The following is a 22,627-nucleotide window of genomic DNA, read 5'->3' as shown; positions in this document are numbered from 1 at the left end:
TCAATACATTTTATTAAACTAACTTTTTAGTTAAAGCAAATATAACTAAAAAATTAGTTTAAACTAAAAAATTAGTTGAAATATTAATAAAAAAAGCCGCATTATACATACGGCTTTAAACAGCTGAAGTACTAATTACTAGTTAACTATTATCTTTTTAGTTATTGATGCTTCATTAGATATAACCTTTAGAATATAAACACCATTTACATAAGTATTAGTATTAATGGCTAAGGTTGAACCGGATTGTACATTATTGCTAATGTTTTTATAAATAGTTTTACCAGATAAATCTGTTATATAAACATGTACAGGTCCTGGTTTTGAAAGTGAAGTATTAATAAACATATCATTACCCTTTTTTATAGGATTAGGATAAACTTCAAAATTCAAATTTTCTTCAGTTATTTCATTTGTATAAGTAGCCTTCCCTTGTTTTCTACCCTGTTGGTTTGGCACTACTATATACTCAAAAGTTTCCCATAAATTTGGAGCAGCGCCATTTACAAATACTTGTGCATTGTTATCTGGTGTACATTGTACCCATGCATTATTATTACCAAAAACATATGACCTTAAAGCAAATTTATTTGCTCCTAGGTCTCTCCATTCAAATTGCTCCCAACTCAAAGGAGCACTTGTTTTTAAAGGCCCATTAGCTTTTAATGGCGTACTCCTATTAGTTCCGTTAACTTGTAAATATTTATTATTCGCTAAAGAATATATAGCCACTCCACCATTAGGATGTTGTTTAACAACAAAACGCTCCCAAGTTTGCCACGCTTCATTTGGTGGATTTACACCGCCAGTTGAGGCTAAATTAGCTCCAGTATTGGGGTTAACCTGTAAAAAAGGTTTTGTTGCATGTGAATGTTTTCTAATAGCAATTTCTTGCCCAAAAGGAATAGAACTATTATTATTGTTTTCTTGTCCTAATAAATAATAAACATCATTAGCTACTCCAGATTTTGGGTTATGTTTTTCTAGATTAGATTTTGTTGTCCATACATAATTATTAGTAAAAGTAATTGTGTTAAACTGTATAAAACGATCTTTACGCATTACAAAACCATCAAATAATCTTTCAGCATAAAAGCTATGATTATTTGTCCACGTGTTATTATTAGTACCATTAAAACCAGGAACACCTTCTCTTGAAGCCTCTGTTCCGTTTTCTTGGTATGCACCTTTACCTGCATTACCCAATGGTGTCCCTTCTGTTGCTGCATCTAAAACAATACCTACATTATTATTAATAGTATTATTATTTGCGTCAATTTCAGTCCAAATTAAAAGTCTGTCTCTAGCACCAATAACAACGTTTTCGTTAACATTAAAACCAGACACATACGAATCTAGATCTATTCCATCAAATTTAGAATTAGTAAGTAAGTTATTTTTAATAGAGCCCCAACCATTGGTATTCCAAGCGCCTTTTAAGTGAAGAGCTCTATACAATGTATTATCAATAAAATTGTTATTTACATTTATATCAAAAGAATATTGAGACAAGAATAACCCTTGAAAAGAATTCTTTATGGTTACACCTTCTATATTAATTTTAGATGCATTCATTACCGTAATACCATTTACTTGCGGTAGTAATTGGTTAGAAGGATCAGTATAATTACCTTGAGCTACAATTATTTGCCCTTGTCTTGTGCCATAAACATTAACATTTTGAATATCATAGTTAAATCTATTATTACCTCTAAACTTTTGGTTTAATAAAGCTTCATTATCATTTTTGTTTGCTGTACTTGTTGGCTCATCTTTAAAAGCACCTTGAGGTCTTATATTAAAAACACCATCATATTTTGATGGCCTTGGAGTAAAAGCAGCTCCAGTAGCTGTTCTAGGAGCATCATATCCATCATAGCTTAAAGTACCATCTACCCATATGGTTGTATTAGAACCTACTGCAATTGGCCACCCTGGGTTAATCCAACCTTGAAATACAAAAGTTAAATTATCATTACTAGCAATTCTATTTCTATTATTATCTAGTATTTGTCTAGAATTTATATAGATTACTGTACTTGAAGCCGCAGGAGGTGTTGCTGAAATTGATGTTACTTTTCTAACATTTTGAGCCGTTTGTTTTGTAGCCCACATGTCTGAAATTTGTCTTGCAAATGTACCATCTCCTAAAAATCTATTATTATATATAATTGTATTAGGAATTCCAGCATTCTCATAAGCTGTTCGTGAATTTGCTCTATTATCTGGTGTAGTTGGCGCTGTTTTAAATCTAACAGTGCCGTTTGGTTGGTTAGGCTCACCTACTTGTTGAGCTGCTACATCTGTAGTACCTCCATTAGAATAAAATATTTGAGCGTTTAAAAAATTAACTACTAAAAAGAATAGTAAAATAAGTAATTTGTTTTTCATTTTAATTAATGTTAAAGGTTTTAAAAAGTTTATTGGTATTTTCAATATACCCATAATTACACCTCAAAATTCTAATTAAAAACATATGTTGCATATATTAGTTGTTTTGTTGCAATAGACATACTTTTCATCGATGTTTAAAAAGCAAACAACTAAAAACAAACATATTACATAATACTTTGTAACAATTATTCTCCTATTAGGTCTATATAATAAATACTATTTTTATGGACATTTTATTAATTATCATAGCAATGCTATTTATGGTTTTAGGTATTATTGGTAGCTTTTTACCGGTTTTACCAGGACCAATAACTAGTTGGGTTGGCCTTTTAATTTTACATTTAACCAATGCAATACCCGCAAATAAATCTTTTTTAATAGTAACATTATTAGTTGCTATTATAATTTGGGTATTAGATTATATTATACCCGCTATAGGCACAAAAAAATATGGAGGAAGTAAATATGGTGTTATTGGCACATCAGTTGGATTAATTATTGGCATAATAACTCCTATACCTTTTGGTATAATAATAGGACCATTTTTAGGCGCCTACATTGGCGAAATTTTAAATAAAGCAGATAGCGCAACAGCATTAAAAGCTGCTTTTGGTTCTTTAGTGGGGTTTTTAACTTCTACTTTTATAAAATTTATTGTAGCTATGGTGTATTTAGGTTTATTCTTATCAATACTTTGGGAATATAAAAACCTAATAATCAATTAAAAAAAGAAGAGCCCTGTGGGTCTCTCACCTCCACAGGGCTGTAAATTGCTATTATCAACAAAAAAAATTGAGGGATTAATTAATTTTTGAAGTGTTGACAGTACAAAGATACATAATGTAAGCCAATATTTACTGTGGAAAAACCGTAAATTAGTTATGGAATTGAGTATTTTTTGAGTAGTACGCGCGTATTTTTTAACCAAAACCCTTTAAAACACAAGCGCTTACAAAATAATCGATATAAAATACCGTTCGTCGAATAAATTAATAAAACTAAACAAAACCTTTTTTTCTGGCTTCGTTTAATAGCGTTTCATCTTGTCCGTCTTCTACAGAAAAGAGTTCTTTTAATTGTTTTTTTCGTTTTTCAACTGCACTTAAAGAAATATCTAAATGCGAAGCTAAGTTTTTAGTTTTAATACCTTGCGAAAGCAAATATAATATTTTTCTATTCTTTTCATCAATAACAATATCACTTGCTATTACCTTTTTAATATAACTATTAACAGTGCCACTGTAAAAAGGTGGGTTGTTTAATACAGCCTGAAATGCACTTGCTAGCTCACTAGATGTTAAATCACTTTTAATTAAAAAACCTTCAGGTTCAATATTTTTTATAATGTTATGAATTCTAAATGATTCATTAAACATAGTTAAGATTATAATTTTTGCGTCTGGTAAAATAGACCTAGCATATTCCGCTAAGTCTTCGCCAGAACTCATTCTACCATCTGTTGACGGTGGTAAACTAATATCAATGAATAATAAATTATAAGGGTAATTTTCTTTTACAGACTTATCCATAAGTTTAACCGCCTCATCGCAATTATTAGCTATATCTATTTGTAAATCTTGAGTATCTTTTTTTGTGAATAAGAGTGTATTTTGATAACCTTCAATAATCATTGGATGATCATCAATCATTAAAATTTTAATTTTTTCAGTCATAAAAACAATGGTTTTATGCTATAGGAACTTCAATTGTTACTGTTGTTCCTTTGTTTTTTGTTGATGTTATGTTTAGTTTGCCTTTAATGTCTTTTATTCTTGATGTCATATTTTTTAAGCCTATGCCCGATTTAGCTTTATCTACATCAAAACCGTTTCCATTATCTTCAAGCGTTAAGCAAATTACATTATTTTTTAGTTTAAAACTAATTTTAACAAATAAAGCATTGGCGTGTTTGTGAATATTATGAAGGGTTTCTTGAATAATTCTGTATATATGAATTTTATTTTTGTTAGCTACAGCATCCCAATTAATGGTATCATCATGTAATAGTTTGTATTTTAAATTATATACTGATGTTTGGGTTTCAACTAAGGTTTTAATTATATCTATAAATCCAGCACCAGACACAAAATCGGTATTTAATTCATGTGATACTTTTCTTATATCTTCTTCTATAGCTTTTAACTCATTTATATATTGGCTACGGGTTTTTATAGCTTGCTCTGTATTGTTCATATTTAAGCTATCTAAACTTAAGCGTGTACCAAATAAGCGCCCTAAAACGCCATCATGCAATTCTTCTGAAATACGTTTTTTTTCTAAAGTTCTGGCTTCTTCAATACTTTCATTTTGAGATAGCATTAAATTATAAATTTCTTCGTTGGAAGCTTGTTGTTTTTGTGCAAATTGTAATTCTTTATTTTTATTACGTTGAAGTATTATTAGGTATAGTAAAAATGATGTTATAATAATTACTATTGTTATAATTAAAAGCCACATGCGCTCTTTGTTTATACGAATATTTTCTTGCTCAATTTGTTTAGTTTCAAACCTAATTCTGGCAAATTTATCACGTCTGGCGCGTTCAATTTTTTGCAAACTATCGTTTAATACAACGTAATTTCTTAAGTGGTTTGCAGCAACTTCACCTGTTTCAATTTTTGAAAGAATGCGTAAGGATTTTAATAAATCATCATTATTAAATTCTTCTGAAAGCGCTTTGGCTTTGTAGCCATAATATTTAGCTGAATCTTTCTTGTTTAAATCATTATAAAATTCGGCTAAATGCTGATGTAGTATTATGGAATTATATCTGCCCCCTATACTATCACTAATTTTTAATGCTTTTAAATATAAACCTGGTAATTGTTCATGGTTTTTTGATTGGTATAATGTATAGGCGTAATTACCTAATGCTAGTACATATACATCAGGATAATTTTTAATAAGATTTTTGTTTGCAACTATTTCATTAAACTTTTCAATGGCCAAATTATACTTTCCGGCCCGCCTGTATACTTTTAATAAATTATTTAAAGTTAAGCCTATACTTCTCTCAAAATCACCTTCTAAACTACGTTTTAATTGTAATGATTTTTCATAATAATTAATAGATTCTTCAAACTGCTCTAACTCATCATAAACAATACCTAAATTATTAAATATGTAAGCTTTATACATATTTACATTATTTGTAGGTGGCAATTCATTTAAAATAGCTCTAGCTTCGGTAGATGTTAGTTCACTTCCTGTATAATCTTTATCATAAGTTTGACTTACTGCTATACCATAAAGTGCCATGGCACTTTCGTATTTACTGTTATAGGCTTTAAATAGTTTCTCGGCTTTTCTTAAATAATGATATGCGCTATCACCTAACAAAGATTTTCTATAAATTTCGCCAATTTGAAAATACTTACCTGCAATTTCTAAAGAATCGTTTGTTTTTAACAACTTCAGTTGTTTTTGAATAGAATCTACAGATTCTAAATTTTTAGTTATTTGTGCATTTGTAGTTAAAAAAACACACATTAAAACTATATGCAGTAAGTTAAACTTCAAGAAAATAATAATTTTTATATTCTCAAATTTATAGTAATATTTTAAAATTAAAAATGCTTAAACAAAAAAATCCTGTGCCATGGCACAGGATTTTACAAATATGATTAAGAATTAAAACTAGTCTTGACCATTACCACCAGTGTATGGTGCTTCTTTAGTGTCAGGAGATTCTAATACATCGTCTTCATTTAAATCTTGTTTAGTACAAGAAGTTAAAGTTGCTAATAAAACTGCAATTGCTAAAGTAATTTTTAGGGCTTTCATAATTTTTCGGTTTTTAAGGTTTAATTATTTATTTAAATTTTTGAAAAACTCATTTCTATTAGATTTTGAAATACATCAAAACCTGACTGTTGAGGGTACAATGGAATAATTAACCTTAAATTGACGCGAAAAAAACACGCAATTTAATTATGAGGGAAGGTTGTGAAAGAAATTCACTATTTAAAATGGATTAAATTACTTAACAACTGAGGGTGATATTTCTGTTAAGCGTTGCTAAACTAGGTTAAAATACACTTATAGTAATTATAAAATCGATAAAAAGTAAATAAAATCGTTAAAGCACAGATTATGGGTTATTTTCTTTCAAAATAGATTTTGTTTTTACTAAGCTGGTTTTCACTATTTTAGTCTTTACATCTTCATTTAAGTGCATGTTCTGTAACCTATGAACCAGCATTTGGGCTGCATTAGCTCCAATAACTTTGGCATGTTGCCTTATTGTGGTTAATCGTGGGAGTGTATGATTTGAATCTGCTCTACTAGCGTAACCTATAACAGATATATCTTTAGGCACTTTCTTTCCCTGGTTTACCGCTGTGTTAATTGCAATAATGCCTGATGAGCTATCGGCAGCAATAACGCCATCAATATCTTTATTTTTCTTTAAAAACGATTTTATCTTCTTTTGATGATCGTCTTTCTTTTTAATTATTAGCGTAATAGGTTCCATGTCATGGTTTTCTAAAATGGCTTTTGCATAACCACGCTCTCTAAGTTTACCAACACTAATTTGATCTATATTACTAATAAATGCTATACGCTTTCTTCCTTCATTTAACAGCCCTTTTGTTGCATTATAAGTAGCATCAAAATCATCAACAATAACTTTATCGCACATAACATCATGTGCCACTCTATCAAACATTACAATAGGTAAGCCTTGACTAATGGTTTTTTTAAAATGATCAACTTCGTTTTTAATTTGGGTTTCTTCGGCAACACTTAATATAAAACCATCAACACTACCATTTGCCAGAATTTGCAAACTTTCTTTTTCTTTATCTAAAGATTCGTTTGATATGCACGTTATTATATTGTAACCAAGTTTAGTGGCTTCACGCTCTATACCAAATAAAACTTTAGCCAAAAAATGATTTAATATGTTAGGAATAATTACACCAATAGTTTTAGTTTTGTTTTGCTTTAGGCTTAAAGCAACTTTATTTGGCTTATAATTATACAGTTCTGCAAGCTCTTTTACACGCCTTACAGTTTCTTCTCCAATTTCTTCACTATTATTAAGTGCTTTAGAAACCGTTGATATTGAAACATTCAACTCTCTTGCTAACTGCTTTAATGTTACCATATATTAAACTATTAATCTGCCCCGCAATTTACAAAATAACTTGAAGCAAAAAAGTATGAATTTATAACATGTAAAAACTATATAAAAATTATATATAGCCAAATAAAACCCTTTTACTACCTAATTTGAACTTAAATTTTAAGCATTAACTAAAAGTAAGCACTAAATTTGTGTTTTTGTAAATTGACATTTTAAATAATGAAAGACGCTGCAGTTTTAAAAATAAAAGACAAAACTCAATCTATAGACACAATAAAAATTGAACCTTTTAAAAAAAGTGTTAGAAAAACGGCGCCCCACAAACACAACAAATATTTAGAGTTTGTTTACTTTACAAATGCAACTGGGTATCATGCTATTGATAACTTAAAAATTACTATTAAACCTCCTATTTTTTTTGTTGTAAGAAAAGAGCAAGTCCACTTTTGGGACATAACCACAGAACCTGAAGGCTTTGTAATTATTATTAAAAAAGAATTTATTGATGATTGTGCTGATTTTGAATTACATCAATTATTATTAAAAATAAGTGCGTTTACTCATTTTACACCAAAAGACAACACCTCTATTATTACAATTTTTGAACTGTTATCTACTGAATATAAAAGTAAAACTAAAAGCAGAAGTATTATTGAAGGTTTGCTAAAAGCTTTATTAGGTAAACTTTTACAATTTAACACCAATGACCAACAGTTAAACAACAGTGTGTATCATAAATTTACAGATTTATTAGCTAATGAAAATAAGCTATCAAATAGTGTTGAATATTATGCTGAACTGCTAAATACTAGCCCGCAAAATTTAAATACAAGTTGCAGAAATGAATGCGGAAAATCTGCTTCAGAAGTTATTTCAGATTATATTTTAAGTGAAGCCAAACGCCTGTTGCTTTACACAGATAAAACTATTACCGAAATTGCTTATACCCTATCTTTTAAAGACAACTCACACTTTACAAAGTATTTTAAAAGGCACATTGGTTTTACACCCAGTGCTTATAAATTACAACATTAAGTAAACAAATCTGTAATAAATACTAACACTGTAGAATCATTATCAAAACCTTCTCTAATACGTTGGTAAGCTATACGCATTTGAGACTCAACTGTTTTAACCGAAATTTGAAGTTTCTCAGCTATTTCTTGATATTTTAATCCGTGTAATTTATTGAGTTCTAAAATCTCCTTGCATTTAGGTGGCAGTGTTTCTACAATTTGTTGTAATTTTCTTATGCGCTGCTTAACTATGTGTTTATTTTCTTTAATAGCATCTCGTAAAGCTTTTTCTTTTAACTCATCAAAAAAAGCATCTCTACGTTTAGTACTTCTATAAAAATCAATGTAAGCTCTATGAGCCACGGTATATAAATATCCTTTAACAGATTTGGTAACATTAAGTTCACTACGCTTAACCCAAATATTTATAAACACCTGTTGCACAATATCTTCGGCCGTAGGTTTATGCTGTGTGTAAACCAAAATATAATTCACAAGATTAGTGTAATACTTTTGAAACAATACTTCAAAAGCATTCTTATCATCTAATTTTATAGCATGTATAAGATCTAAATCCTGCATTAATTAATCCATTCTTATACACAAAAGTGAAAATATAAATCCTAAAAAAAAAATTTAAAAAAAATGTTAAATTCTTTTAAGGGTTTTTATAAAACTAAACCGACACATAAATATAACACCACATAATTTACAAAAAATTGAAAAAGATAATTATTAAATACTTAACCAATTCTATTGATAATATAGAACTAAATAAGCTAAAAGACTGGTTAAAAAAACCCAAAAACCAAGAAATATTTAAAAATTTCATAACGGACGATTTTAACCTAAACAACACCTACACAAGTGTAAATGTTGATGAAGCCCTAAATAATGTTTGGAAAGAAATTAACAAAAAACCTAAGGTTATTCCATTTTATAAAAAGAACATATTTAAATATGCAGCTGCTGCCTCAGTGGTATTATTATTAGCTGTTTCTTTCTTTTTAAACAATAAAAACCAATATAACAACACACCAATTATTGTAAATAACAATATTGAAACGGGTACAGACAAAGCTATTTTAACCCTAGGAGACGGTACAAACATAACACTAGCCAAAGGCCAAAATTACATTACAAGCAACATTTCTAGCAATGGCGAAGAAATAGTTTATAACAAGCCTAACCAAAAAAGCACTGAAACTGCATACAATTATTTAACCATACCAAGAGGCGGGCAATATTATTTAAAATTAGATGATGGCACACAGGTTTGGTTAAATTCAGAATCTAAACTTAAATATCCTGTAAGTTTTGCAAACACAGAAAAAAGACAGGTTGAGCTAGTTTATGGCGAAGCGTATTTTGATGTGTCTCCAAGTCACAAAAACAACGGCACTAAATTTAGTGTTACTACAAATAACCAAGAAATTGAAGTATTAGGCACAGAGTTTAATATTAAAGCATATAACAACGAAAATGAAATTTACTCTACACTTATTGAAGGTAAAATAAATTTAAAATTAGGCGCTAGTATTGTTGCTGTAAAACCAAACCAACAAACAGTATTAAACAAAACAACCAACAATATTACCCTAAACAATGTAACCGATATTTATAGCGTAGTATCATGGAAAAGTGGCGTATTTAGTTTTAAAGATATGCCCCTTAATAAAATAATGAAAGTACTTACAAGGTGGTATGACTCTGATGTTGTTTTTGTTAATAAAGACGTAGAAAACATTGAGTTTACAGGAATACTAGATAAAAACCAAACTATAGAAGAAATACTAAATACAATTTACAACACAAACAATGTACCGTATGAAATAAATAATAAAACTATAATATTTAGGTAAAAAAAAGGGAAATGAGGCTAGGAATTCTCACAACACAAACCTCAAGTTCCCCCTAATCAATTAATTAATGTCTAACTAATTAACGCTAACAAATTTATGGAATTTAAATTAACAAAGGTTTTTTTCTTGTTAAGAAAAAAGCTCCCTAAAATCATTATGAGAACATTTATATTCTTATTATGTACCACAGTTTTTGGCTTCTCATCCACAAACATTATGTCTCAAAATGCTAAGGTGAAAATTGAAGCAGACCAAACCCTTTCTGTTGATGAAGTTTTTGATCTAATTAAAGCACAAACAGATTACAGATTTATTTACAGGTCTGACATGTTTAGAAACTACCCAAAAGTAGATGTAAAAAAAGGTATTGTAAAAGCGAACAGACTTTTAGAAAAAAGCCTCTCAAAAGGCAACTTTAAGTTTAATATTTCTGCCAACAATACCATTACCATTAGAAAAGCTGCTGATGTACAAGATATAGTATTAACAGGAACTATTACTGATAAAAATGGCATGCCCTTACCCGGTATTACTGTGTATGTAGCAAGTAGAGAACCTGGCTCTGGTAAAATATCTAGCGATTTTATAATTAGAGGAACCGCTACCGATATTGATGGTAAATTCTCATTAAAAGCTGAAGTTGGATATTATTTAGTAGCCTCTGGCTTAGGTTATGAATATTTCAAAACACAAATTACTTCAAGTAAAACTTTTTATAACATTGAGTTAAAAGAAGAATTAAGCTCTCTTGATGAAGTTGTAATTGTTTCATCAGGATACCGCGAAATTTCTAAAGAACGCGCAACAGGGTCATATGTGGGTGTTTCTAAAACTCAAATTGAAAAACCTTCAACCAGTATTGCTGAAAGATTAACAGGTGCTGTAGCTGGTTTACAAACAACTACTAATGCCGATGGTTCTATTGATATTCAAATTAGAGGGCAATCTTCATTAACAGCAAACGCACAACCGCTTATTGTTGTAGATGGTTTCCCTATAGATTCTGGTTTAAATATTGCAGGAGATTTGGGCATTTTTGGCAGCAACAGCCCTAACATTCAAGGTGGTTTTGGCACTATAAACCCTAATGACGTAGAAAGTGTAACTGTTTTAAAAGATGCCGCTGCGGCCTCTATTTGGGGTGCTAAAGCTGCAAATGGCGTTATTGTAATTACAACAAAAAAAGGAAAAAAAGGAAAAACCAGTGTTTCAGTGTCTTCGTTTGTAAGAGCTTCTAGTAAAATTGATTTAGATTATGCCTTAGCAAGAGCTAACTCACAAGAAACTCTAGCCTATGAACAGGCTGGTTTTAACACAAACTTTTTTGGTAGCGTTATAGGCAACCCTCCAGGAATTAGCCCAAGAGATTTAGGAGCACAATCTCAAGCTATTGTAGCTATGAACGAAGCTAGATTAGGTAGAATATCTGAAGCCGATAGAGATGCTACTCTTGCCTATTTAGCATCTTTAGACAATAAAAAACAAATTAGAGATAATTTATTAAACGCTCCATTAGTAAGCCAACACAATATAGCCATTAATGGTGGCAATGAAAAAATGTCTAACAGCTTATCTTTAATGTATGAAGATAGTAAAACTTTTTTTCAAGGTGATAAACAAACAAAATACTTGGTAAATTTTAGAAATAACACCAAGCTAAGTAAAAGACTTAATTTTGAGTTTAGCGCTATGCTACAGCATAACGATATTGATACAAACTCTGGACAAGAAGACCCTTTATTTGGTACAGGCGGCATGTTAAACACCATTAAATCTTTAGCACCATGGGATATGCTTAGAAATGATGATGGCAGTTTAACAGATATGTCTTATTTAAAATATTACAGGCCAAACTTAAACGCCTTTGTTCCTTTTAATAATTTTGCGTATTCAGATTGGTCATACAACCCAATAACTGAAGTAAACAACAGAGATTTAAACACCAAACAATTAAATGCTAGAATTAATGCAGGCTTAACTTTAGACCTCATTAAAGGCATGAAATTATCATCTAGAATTCAGTACGAAATTTTTAACTCTGATGCCGAAAACTATTATAGCGAAAAAACATTTGATGTACGCCAATTTGTTAACGAAACATCTGGTCCTGAATGGAATTTTGGCGGAGTACCAACACAATTAGTACCTAAAGGCGGTATTTTAGAACAAGGAAAAAGTGAAATTAGGTCTTATAACTTTAGAAACCAATTAAGCTACAACCGCACATTTGGAGATAAACACAACATAGATTTTATAGCAGGCACAGAGGTATCAAACAGAGTGTTTTCTACAACGTCAAACCCAACAGCCTTTGGTTATGACCCTGAAAGATTAACAACATCACGCTTATTAGCTGATGTAGACACACACTCACTATGGAACTTTTTTCCTGCACGCTTTACTAGTTTTTTCTATAATTTCAACCTAGCACCAGAACACACATTTACAGAAAGAACTAACAGATTCTTTTCTATGTATGGTAACTTAGCTTATTCATACAATAATAAGTACACCATTTCTGGTAGCTACAGAACAGATGCAGCTAATATTGTGGCTCCAGACCCAGAATTACGCTATGACCCTTTTTGGTCAGTTGGCTTAGGTTGGCATATTTCAAAAGAAGAATTTATGGCAAACCTAACATGGGTTGATAGGTTATCGTTAAGAGCCACTTATGGTGCTGGTGGTAATATTATACCTAGTGCCTCTTTCACACCATTAATTAATTTAAGTAATTCTTTAAACGATGTTACAAACCAAATAACAGCAAGTATAACAGACCTTGGAAATCCTGAGCTACGTTGGGAAAAAACGTATAGCTGGAATATTGGTGCAGATTTTTCATTATTCAATAATAAAATTAATGGCGCCATAGATGTTTACAACAAACAAGGTAAAGATTTAATTGTAAACCAAAACTTAACATCGGTTTACGGCACAACAAGCCAGTTATTAAACAGAGGCGAAATGGTAAATAAAGGTGTTGAAATTAGCTTAGGTAGCACACTACCAATTAGCGGCAATGATATTGTTTGGTCTGGTAATTTAACATTTTCACATAACAAAAATGAAATTACTAGTTTTAAAAGAGGGGTTTATGATGCTACTGAATTAACGTCAGGTCCCACAACCTCATACCGCGAAGATTATGATGCTAATACACTTTGGTCTTATAAATACGGAGGCATGTTTGATTTTGGCAGTGGTACACCAGAACCAACCGTAATAGGTGTAAACGGTGAGCTTGCACCTTTAACTACATTTGTAAATGGTGATGCAAGATTATTTATGGAGGCACAAGGTACTACCAATGCGCCTACAATTGTTGGTTTTAGAAACTCTTTTAAATTATATGATTTTAACCTATCATTTATTGTAACAGGTAAGTTTGGACATGTATTTAGAAGACAAAGCTTTAATTACGATGCTTTTACAGGAGGAAACTCTAGTGTTAATGAAAAATATAATGAAGTTGCCAATGGTAACCCTAATAGCATTATACCAATACCTGAGAACCAACCTAGATATTTTTTCTACGGTAGGTTTTACCCTTACATGAACTATTTAACTGAAAACGCAGATCATATAAGATTTCAAGAAATTAACTTAACCTATAATTTACCTCAAAAACTAACTTCTAAATTAGGGTTAAATAGCTTTAGTCTTTACGCACAAGCAAATAATGTTGGTGTAGTTTTATTTAATGATTTTGATGAAGACCCTGAGTTCCCTAAAGGCACCTTAAGGCCACAGGCTACTTTTACATTTGGTATGAATTTAAACTTTTAAAAAAAAACACTATGAAAAAAACATATAAATATATAGTAACATTACTACTAATTACAGCTTTTTTTAGTTGTGATGATTTTTTAGAAGAAAATCCTTCTAAAAACGACTCTGTAACACCAGAATCTTTAGAAGATTTTGAAGCGCTACTAAACAACTATAATGAGTTCTATCAGGAATCCATTTACCCTCTAATTTTCTCTTCAGATGATTTTGAGTTAACCACTACAATGTTTGATAATTTTAATAGAGCTTACTCTGCATCAGATGCAATTTATGGTACTTGGAACACTGAGTTGGCAGCCAATGAATCGGCCAGATTTTCTGGATGGCCTGCAGAATGGGAAAAAGTATTTACAGCCAATTATATAATTGAACAAATTGATGGTGTTGCTGCCTCAGAAGAAGAAAAAGCTAACATAAAGGCCGAGTGTTACTTTATTAGAGCCTATAGCTATTTTGTATTAGCAAATGTTTTTTGCTTACCATATTCTGATGCTAATTTAGATGAACTAGGCTTACCCATTAAACAAACCACAAGTTTTAGTGAAAGTACAGCCAGAGCCACATTAGGTGAAACTTACAACTTCATTGAATCTGATTTAATGAATGCCTTAGAAATAACACGCAGCTTTGGCACAGAAAATGGTTTAAACAATTCTTGGCGCGCAAGTACTGCAGCCGTAAATGGTTTTGCTGCTAGGTTTTACTTAGCTTTAAACAACTATAGTTTAGCACAAGAATATGCACAAAAAGCTTTAGATAAATACAACACACTTAGAAATTACAATACTGGTATGCGTTTTTCAGATATCCCAAGCTTTGCTACTATTTTTAATCCTGCACCAGAGCAAGTTGAAATATTCTACCCATATACTCATGATCAACAACGCGTAGTTGAAGACAGGTTAGAGTTTGGTGAATCATACTACTTCAGAATGTTAGTAAATACTGCATGGGCATATTGGCCTTCGCAAGACCTACTAAGCCTGTATGATGAAGATTATGATTTAAGATATAAATTTCACGTAGTTGAAAATTACTCATATGCTCGTGGTGCTATTTCTCCGCCATTTAGCTACCCTGGTTACATTTTCTTTTTTAAGAGTGATATTCCTAACGGCCCATCAGTACCAGAAATGCTTCTAATAAAAGCTGAGTGTCAAATTCGTCAAAATGCTTGGGCAGAAGGTTTAGAAACCGCCAATATTCTAAGAGCTGCTCGTATGGATGCATCTGCACCTACAAATGCTATTAACTTAACAGCAGCATCACAAGAAGAAGCGTTAACTAAAATTATTGAAGAGCGCCGTAGAGAAATGCCATTTGTTCACAGATGGTATGATATTAAACGCTATAACAATAATGATAACCCTGCTGATGATGTTATCTTATCAAGAACATTCTACCCTTTTAACTCAAGTGCTATTTTTGGAGGAGAAACACCCGTAACTACAACACTTGATGTAAAATCTAGAAAATACGCCTTTCCAATTCCAAATGAAGAAATTTTAATTTCCAACGGAGAGCTAGAACAAAATCAGTATTAATTATTTTGTTAGTTATTTTTTCAAACAAGGCTTATAAATATAAATTATAAGCCTTGTTTTCTCTGTAAGCTATTGCATAAACCACAGTTAATTAACAAATTATTAACTAAAATATTTAAGGGTAGCATAGCCTAAAATTCTTCATATATAAAAACACAAAACTCTATTTAAAAACCTTAAAGTATGGGCAAAATAAAATTTATAACCATTGCATTTTCAATTATTATGCTTTGGGCATGCAAAAAAGAAACTCCTGTTAACTACGCTTTGTTCTCTGGAAACATTAGTAACACAAAAGGAGGCGAACTTAAAGTTAGTGCACTTAACGGCTTTACTAAAACTATAAATGTTAAAGACACCGGTGCGTTTTCAGATACACTATTTATTGAAGAAAATGGCTTATACAATATACGCTTTGGCAATTTAAGATTTGCAACCTACATAACACAAGGCGCTAACATTAGCCTTGAAGCTAATGAAAAAGATGCTATAAAAAGCCTAAAACTATCGGGAAGCAATGCAGAGTTAAACAATTATTTTGTTTACAAAGAAGCTCAAAATATTGGCTTTATGGAAAATAGAGAAAATAATTACAGTGCTGACGAAGCTACTTTTGAAACAAAAATTACAAATTTTAAAAACAACCTAGAAGAACGCCTAAATGCCATACAAAACATACCAGATGACATAAAAACAAAAGAACTAAGAGCCATTAACTACGGAAGGTTAACAAAAAAATCTCAATACGAAAGAATGCATGGTTATTTTTCAAAAAACAGAGATTTTAAAGCCTCAGGAACATTTAAACAAGAGCTAAACAACCTATCTCTTAATAATGCCGAAGATTATTTATACTCATCAGATTACCAAGCAATGGTTAGCAATAACATAAGGCAAAAAGCCTATGAGTATTACCAAAAAGACTCATTACCTTACCAAGAAGCTAACGCTAAAGCATTATATGAAATAAGCAACCAAACCATTAAAAATGCCGAATTATACAAAGCTATTTCAATGCGTTTACCAATGTCTAAAAATAAAGATAAAGACCTTCAAGATTTTATAAATGCTTCAACAAACCAAAAACATATAAGTAAAATAAAAGAACTTCACGAATCTTTAAAGATCTTAGATAAAGGGCAACCTTCACCTAAATTTAATAACTATGAAAATTATGCAGGAGGCACAACATCATTAGATGACTTAAAAGGGAAGTATGTGTACATAGATGTTTGGGCTACTTGGTGCGGACCTTGTAAATATGAAATTCCATTCTTAAAAAAAGTTGAAGAAAAATACCACGATAAAAACATTCACTTTGTTAGTATTTCAACAGATAAGCAAAAGGATAAAGACAAATGGAAACAAATGATTGCCGAAAAAGAAATGGGCGGTATCCAATTAATAACTGATAATGATTTTAACACATCATTCATTTCACAATATAAAATAATGGGCATTCCTCAATTTATACTTATTGATCCTCAAGGCAATATTGTACAAGCAAATGCTCCTAGACCTTCTGACGAAAAACTAATAGAACTATTTAACACCTTAGACATTTAATTATGAAAAAAAACATTTTGCTAATAATTACTTTAATTACAATGTTAGCCTGTAAAAATAAACCTGAAACACAAGAAACCCACACTGGTTACATTATTACAGGCACTGTTAAGGGTGTAAATAATGGCACTATAAAACTAAACGAAGAAGGTGTGCAAGACCGCTCTAAAATTAAAACTATTAACAGTACAGAAATAGTTAATGGTACGTTTAAGTTTAAAGGAAACGTTGAACACCCTGATATGGTAAGTGTTATTGTAAATGATAAATACAATGGCCGTTTTATTATAGAAAACAGCAATATTACTTTAGATATTGATGTTACTGATAGAAACGAAAGAAACACATACTTTAAACCAATTGTAAAAGGCTCTAAAAGTCATGATTTGTATACCGAAATGGAAGAAAAATCTATTGCAGCCTTAAATAATCCTAAATTTAAAAAAATAGATACACTACGTGCTTTATTTGACAAAGCTAAGCAATCTAAAAACCAAAAAGATATGGATATTGCTTTAGCTGCTCAAAAAGAGCTTATGCCTTTAATTGAAGAACAAGCAAAAGAACGTGTAAAAGTAAAATACAATTTTGTTAAGCAAAACCCTAGCTCTCCTGTTGCAGTGCATGTATTAGGCTATCAATATTCTGAAGGCAGAATGAACGATGCACAATTAAAAGAGTATTATAACCTATTTACTGGAGATGCACGTAAAACAAACTTTTTTAAAAGTTATATAACCAAAGTTTATAAAGATAATTTTGAAAATATTGGTGTTGGCAATACAGCGCCCGATTTTACTTTAAAAAACCTAGAAAACACTAACATAACCCTATCTAAAGTAAATGCTAAATATAAGTTAGTAGACTTTTGGGCTAGTTGGTGTGTACCTTGTAGAGCATCTTTCCCACATTTAAAAGAGCTTAGAAAAAAATACCAAAAAGATGGCTTTGAAATTATTGGTATAGGTACTGCCGATGTAGAAGAGAAATGGAAAAAAGCTATTGAAGAAGACCAAACCCCTTGGCTACATGTTTTTGATGTAGCACCAGTAGTTAAAGGCAGAGCAAGTTATGGCCCTGTAGCTAAAGCCTATGGTGTACCGCATTTACCAACAACCTTGTTATTAGATGCCAATAATACAATAGTGCTGCGCAACCCAACAAAAGAAGAGTTAGATACTAAATTAAAAGACGTTTTTAAGCATTAATTATATGATGAATACATTAAAAAATATATTATTAATAACAGTTATTACATTAAGTCTGGCTTCTTGTAAAAATCAACAAAAAGAACCTAAAACTGAAAATGGTTTTGTAATTAATGGCACCATAAATGGTATAAACTCTGGTAAAGCACTTATAACTTTAAACGATTATGGCAACAGAGATCCAAAAAGAAAAATTACAGTGCTAGACAGTGCTCAAATTGTAAACGGAAAGTTTCAGCTTAAAGGTAAAGTAGCGTTTGTAGATCAAGTTAATATAGTTATCAATGATAAATACAGGTCGTATCTATTTTTAGACAATAGTAACATAACTATTGCTATGGACACAACCAATGCAGAAAGAGGTGGCTTAATACCAAACCCAATAGTAACAGGTTCTGTACATCAAAAAACATACAATACACTAAAGGCTAAAGAAGACAGTGCAAGAAACCAACCTAAATTTGGCCCAATACTTAATCTTAGGGCAGAAATGGATGCTGCTTATAAATCTAAAGACGAAAGCAAGATAGAAGCTTATAGAAATAAAATTTCAGGCTTAAGAGAAATGCTGCTACAACAAGCAAAAGAGGTTAAAGAGTTTAAATACAACACTGTTAAAAATAACCCTTCTTCACCAGTAGCTATTTATATTTTAGGATTTTCTTATGGCGAAAGTAGAATGACTAATGAAGAACTAGAAACTTACTATAATGTGTTTAAAGACGATGCTAAAAAAACCGCTATGTTTGCCTATTATGAAAAAACATATGACGAGGTTTTAAAATCATTAGCACCTGGAGCAACAGCACCAGATTTTACACTAAACAATTTAAATGATACACCTGTTACCCTATCTAAAATAGATGCAAAATACAAGTTGGTAGACTTTTGGGCTAGCTGGTGTGTGCCATGTAGAGCTTCGTTTCCGCATTTAAAAGAACTTAGAAAAAAATACAGTAAAGATGGCTTTGAAGTAGTTGGTATTGGTACTGCAGATCAAGAAGATAAATGGCGTAAAGCTATAGAAGAAGACCAAACCCCTTGGATACATCTTTTTGATGCTGTTGATGCCCCTACAGGCAAGGGTAAAGGTGCGTATGGCAAAGTTTCTGTTACTTATGGCGTACCTTTTTTACCTACTACTTTTTTAGTAGATAGCAATCAAAAAATAATATTAAGAAATCCTAGAAAAGAAGAGTTAGATGCTAAGCTAAAAGAATTGTTCGGGTATTAACCATTATTAAAAATAAACTATGAAAAATTCTTTTTTAAAATTAACAGGAGCCCTTCTTATTAGCTGCCTATTATGTATAAGTTGCACAAAAAACAAAGCGCATAATGGTTACACTATTACAGGAACTGTTAACGGTGCAGAAGATGGCACTTGGGTGCGACTTAAAAGTACACCATCTTTATTTACAGACCCCATTGTAGTTTTAGATAGTGTTAAAATTAGCAATGGCACATTTATGTTTAGTGGTAAAGTAGATTATATAGATATGGTGAATATACAAATAGAGCCAAACACCAATGTTTATTTTTACTTAGAAAACAGTGCTATTGCAATAAACATAGATATATCAAAATCTGATAAAGGAAACGGATACAATCCTGCTAAAGTAACAGGTTCTATAACACAAGATTTGTACGAGTTACAAATGCAAAAAATGGATAGTATAAGAAACCAAGATAAGTATAGTGCTTTTAAAGGATTCAGAGAAATGGTTATGGCAGCAAAACAGTCTAAAGACAGTGTTTTAATGGAGCAAGTAAAACAAAAAATGGATGCTTTAGAACCATTGGAAAAACAGCAGCAAGAAGAGCTTAAAGCGTTTAAAATAAACTTTGTTAAAAATAACCCTAGCTCGCCAATTGGTCCTAAAATTATGGGCATAGCTTTTAGTGAAATTATGATGTCTAGAGAAGAAATGAAAGCAGTTTACAACCTTTTTAAAGGTGATGCAGTTAAGGCTAGTTCTTTTGCCTTTATTAAAAAAACATACCAAGATTATGTAGAAAAATTTGTTCCAGGTTCTGTAGCTCCAGATTTTACGTTAAAAACAGTATCTGGAGAAAACTTAACACTCTCTAAGGTTAACGCAAAATATATACTGGTAGACTTTTGGGCTAGCTGGTGTGTACCTTGCAGGGCATCTTTTCCTAAGTTAAAAAGGGTTTACAGTACATACAAAAATGATGGTTTTGAGGTTGTAGGCGTTGCCACTGGTGATAAAGATAAAAATTGGAGAGATGCCATTGTAAAAGACCAAACTCCTTGGCTACATGTTTTTGATGTTAACAAAAAAAGCATTGGGCGTAATGGAGATGTAGCTGATGCTTATGGCGTACCCTTTTTACCAACTACCTATTTGCTAGATAATAATCTGAAAATTATACTTAGAAACCCTACAAAAGAAGAATTAGATGCTAAACTTAAAGAATTGTTTAGACCATAATAATTAAAATAAAATTAAAATGAAAAATATTTACAAAACAGTGTTAGTTTGCTTTATTGCACTTACTAGTTTTAAGCAAAATAATGCTCAAACTAACAATAAATCATTTACAATTACTGGAGAAATCAAAGGATTAAACGGTAATTTATACTTTAGGCACCCAGATAAGGAATATACAAGAAATACACCATCAGACTCTATTGTGGTTACTAATGGCAAGTTTAAATTAACCACAAACATATCTAAACTAGCTATGATACGAGTGTTCCCTTCATTTAAAGGACCAGATAAAAAACTATCTAAAATTCCTAAAGGCGGCAGAGGTTATTTCCCTGTAAAATGCGGTTACATTATGGTATATGCATCGCCAGGGGCAAATATTACAATTAAAGGCGAAGCAAAAGATTTTTTTGATGCCTACCCAAGTGGTGATGCTTTTAATGATGGTTTAGCAAAAGTAAATAAACTTATGTATCCAATGTATAACGAAATGGGTAACCTAGCCGTAGAAAGTACTTATGCTGATGATGAAACTAAAAAAGAAGAAATTGAAAAAAAATCTGAAATCATCTTTAAAAAATCTATAGATGCTTTAGTTAATCATATAAAAAATAATCCTAATGATTTGTCTTCGGCTTGGTATTTAAATGATTTAATGTTACGTACTCAAATTACCAATGAGCAGGCAGAAGAATTGTTTAATTTATTATCTACAGATTTAGCAGAATATGCAGATTATAAAGATGTGGCAACAAGAGTACAAGGTATTAAAGAAACTGCCGATGGCTCTCCTGTACCTAGCATAAAAACGAATGCAACGTTAAATGGAGGTACTTTTGATATTAATAGCCTAAAAGGAAAATATGTACTTATAGATTTTTGGGGTATTTGGTGTGGCCCTTGTGTTGCAGAAATGCCAGAAGTTAAAAAATTTCAAGAAAAACATAAAGATAATTTGGTAGTTCTTGGTATTAACTCTGGGGACACAAAAGAAAAAATACAAGCTTTTGTAGATAAGAATAATTATGGCTGGATACAGCTAATGAGCGATAAAAATAATACACCTGATAATTTTGTAAACAGGTTCAACGTACAAGGGTTTCCCACGAAGTTTATAATTGACAGAAGAGGAAAAATAATTAAACGATTTGTAGGTAGCGGAGAAGAAGCCTTTAAGATGCTTGAAGAACTACTTAAAAGCTAATATAAAAATGATGCGTTTAAAACATTTTATAGTACTTACAGCTTTTATTACTATTAACTGTACAATTGTTGCACAAACTACGGGCAATGAATTTGATGCGCCAACACCTTTAGATCCTGTAAAAGTTAATGCAAGCATAGAGTCTACAGAAGATTCTACTATTAAAACATTAATTTTTAATGCTACAATTTTAGAAGGTTATCATATTTATGCCTATGTATCTCCTCAAGATCCGTACATCCAGTCTAAGTTAGAATTAGAACTTCCTGAAGGTGTTACAAGTTTCGGGGAGCTCCAAACCCCCACTCCCACAGCTTACCCTGGTAAAGGAGAATTGTATGTACATACAGGTACAATTCAGTTTAAACAGCAAATAAAAGTAGCTTCAAACTATAACAATAATGTTATAAAGTGTGGTTTGTTTTACCAAACCTGCAATACAAATATATGTTTGCCGCCTACACAAAAAGACGTTTTACTAACTTTAAAAAATTAA

The 22,627-nt window shown here is 31.1% G+C and carries 17 protein-coding genes; 11 read left to right on the top strand and 6 right to left on the bottom strand.

Translation table 11 applies throughout. The features are described from left to right. Positions 1-138 precede the first annotated feature (138 nt). The gene (locus tag FUA26_RS09370; protein ID WP_186826895.1) at positions 139-2,391 is read right to left on the bottom strand and encodes a T9SS type A sorting domain-containing protein; all 2,253 of its coding nucleotides are present in this window, start codon (positions 2,389-2,391) and stop codon (positions 139-141) included. A 227-nt stretch (positions 2,392-2,618) separates the two neighbouring features. Between FUA26_RS09370 and FUA26_RS09365 the strand changes: the two genes are divergently transcribed. Then, the gene (locus FUA26_RS09365; protein WP_147134911.1) at positions 2,619-3,119 is read left to right on the top strand and encodes a DUF456 domain-containing protein; all 501 of its coding nucleotides are present in this window, start codon (positions 2,619-2,621) and stop codon (positions 3,117-3,119) included. A 273-nt stretch (positions 3,120-3,392) separates the two neighbouring features. Here FUA26_RS09365 and FUA26_RS09360 read toward each other — a convergent pair whose 3' ends face one another. From FUA26_RS09360 to FUA26_RS09350, 4 genes are all read right to left on the bottom strand, one after another. Beyond that, positions 3,393-4,067 carry a response regulator gene (locus FUA26_RS09360; protein ID WP_147134908.1) on the bottom strand — a complete coding sequence of 225 codons (675 nt, stop codon included), beginning with the start codon at positions 4,065-4,067 and terminating at the stop codon, positions 3,393-3,395. Positions 4,068-4,080: 13 nt separating this feature from the next. After that, on the bottom strand, positions 4,081-5,913 hold the full coding sequence (locus FUA26_RS09355; protein ID WP_186826894.1) for a tetratricopeptide repeat-containing sensor histidine kinase: 1,833 nt from the start codon (positions 5,911-5,913) through the stop codon (positions 4,081-4,083). Positions 5,914-6,030: 117 nt separating this feature from the next. Continuing rightward, positions 6,031-6,177 carry a hypothetical protein gene (locus FUA26_RS15710; RefSeq protein WP_186826893.1) on the bottom strand — a complete coding sequence of 49 codons (147 nt, stop codon included), beginning with the start codon at positions 6,175-6,177 and terminating at the stop codon, positions 6,031-6,033. Positions 6,178-6,484: 307 nt separating this feature from the next. Continuing rightward, entirely contained in the window at positions 6,485-7,504 is a 1,020-nt protein-coding gene (locus tag FUA26_RS09350) for a LacI family DNA-binding transcriptional regulator (RefSeq protein WP_147134902.1), read from the bottom strand. Positions 7,505-7,702: 198 nt separating this feature from the next. Between FUA26_RS09350 and FUA26_RS09345 the strand changes: the two genes are divergently transcribed. Continuing rightward, positions 7,703-8,518, top strand: coding sequence for a helix-turn-helix domain-containing protein (locus FUA26_RS09345; protein ID WP_147134899.1), 816 nt, complete (start codon positions 7,703-7,705; stop codon positions 8,516-8,518). On the opposite strand, the gene FUA26_RS09340 is transcribed toward FUA26_RS09345, so the two are convergent. Beyond that, positions 8,515-9,081, bottom strand: a complete 567-nt coding sequence (locus tag FUA26_RS09340; RefSeq protein ID WP_147134896.1) for an RNA polymerase sigma factor — start codon at positions 9,079-9,081, stop codon at positions 8,515-8,517. The two genes, FUA26_RS09345 and FUA26_RS09340, sit on opposite strands and share 4 nt — an antisense overlap. A 137-nt stretch (positions 9,082-9,218) precedes the next feature. Between FUA26_RS09340 and FUA26_RS09335 the strand changes: the two genes are divergently transcribed. The 9 genes from FUA26_RS09335 to FUA26_RS09295 all read left to right on the top strand — a co-directional run bounded on the left by FUA26_RS09335 (position 9,219) and on the right by FUA26_RS09295 (position 22,627). After that, the gene (locus FUA26_RS09335) at positions 9,219-10,361 is read left to right on the top strand and encodes a FecR family protein (RefSeq protein ID WP_147134893.1); all 1,143 of its coding nucleotides are present in this window, start codon (positions 9,219-9,221) and stop codon (positions 10,359-10,361) included. 156 nt (positions 10,362-10,517) lie between these two features. Further along, positions 10,518-14,150 (top strand): SusC/RagA family TonB-linked outer membrane protein, encoded by a 3,633-nt coding sequence (locus tag FUA26_RS09330; RefSeq protein WP_246109116.1) that lies wholly within the window; start codon positions 10,518-10,520, stop codon positions 14,148-14,150. Positions 14,151-14,161: 11 nt separating this feature from the next. Then, complete coding sequence (locus FUA26_RS09325; RefSeq protein WP_147134887.1) at positions 14,162-15,697, top strand: RagB/SusD family nutrient uptake outer membrane protein; 1,536 nt, start codon at positions 14,162-14,164, stop codon at positions 15,695-15,697. 183 nt (positions 15,698-15,880) lie between these two features. Beyond that, complete coding sequence (locus tag FUA26_RS09320) at positions 15,881-17,263, top strand: TlpA family protein disulfide reductase (RefSeq protein WP_147134884.1); 1,383 nt, start codon at positions 15,881-15,883, stop codon at positions 17,261-17,263. Positions 17,264-17,265: 2 nt separating this feature from the next. After that, on the top strand, positions 17,266-18,471 hold the full coding sequence (locus FUA26_RS09315; protein ID WP_147134880.1) for a TlpA disulfide reductase family protein: 1,206 nt from the start codon (positions 17,266-17,268) through the stop codon (positions 18,469-18,471). 4 nt (positions 18,472-18,475) lie between these two features. After that, positions 18,476-19,705, top strand: a complete 1,230-nt coding sequence (locus tag FUA26_RS09310) for a TlpA disulfide reductase family protein (RefSeq protein ID WP_147134877.1) — start codon at positions 18,476-18,478, stop codon at positions 19,703-19,705. A 19-nt stretch (positions 19,706-19,724) separates the two neighbouring features. Further along, positions 19,725-20,927, top strand: coding sequence for a TlpA disulfide reductase family protein (locus tag FUA26_RS09305; protein ID WP_147134874.1), 1,203 nt, complete (start codon positions 19,725-19,727; stop codon positions 20,925-20,927). Positions 20,928-20,946: 19 nt separating this feature from the next. Beyond that, entirely contained in the window at positions 20,947-22,131 is a 1,185-nt protein-coding gene (locus FUA26_RS09300; RefSeq protein ID WP_147134873.1) for a TlpA disulfide reductase family protein, read from the top strand. Positions 22,132-22,138: 7 nt separating this feature from the next. Then, entirely contained in the window at positions 22,139-22,627 is a 489-nt protein-coding gene (locus FUA26_RS09295) for a protein-disulfide reductase DsbD domain-containing protein (RefSeq protein ID WP_147134870.1), read from the top strand.

Origin of the sequence: Seonamhaeicola algicola, from assembly GCF_007997385.1 — a bacterium.
GTDB lineage: Bacteria > Bacteroidota > Bacteroidia > Flavobacteriales > Flavobacteriaceae > Seonamhaeicola > Seonamhaeicola algicola.
This window is presented reverse-complemented; position numbering and strand designations above follow the sequence as displayed.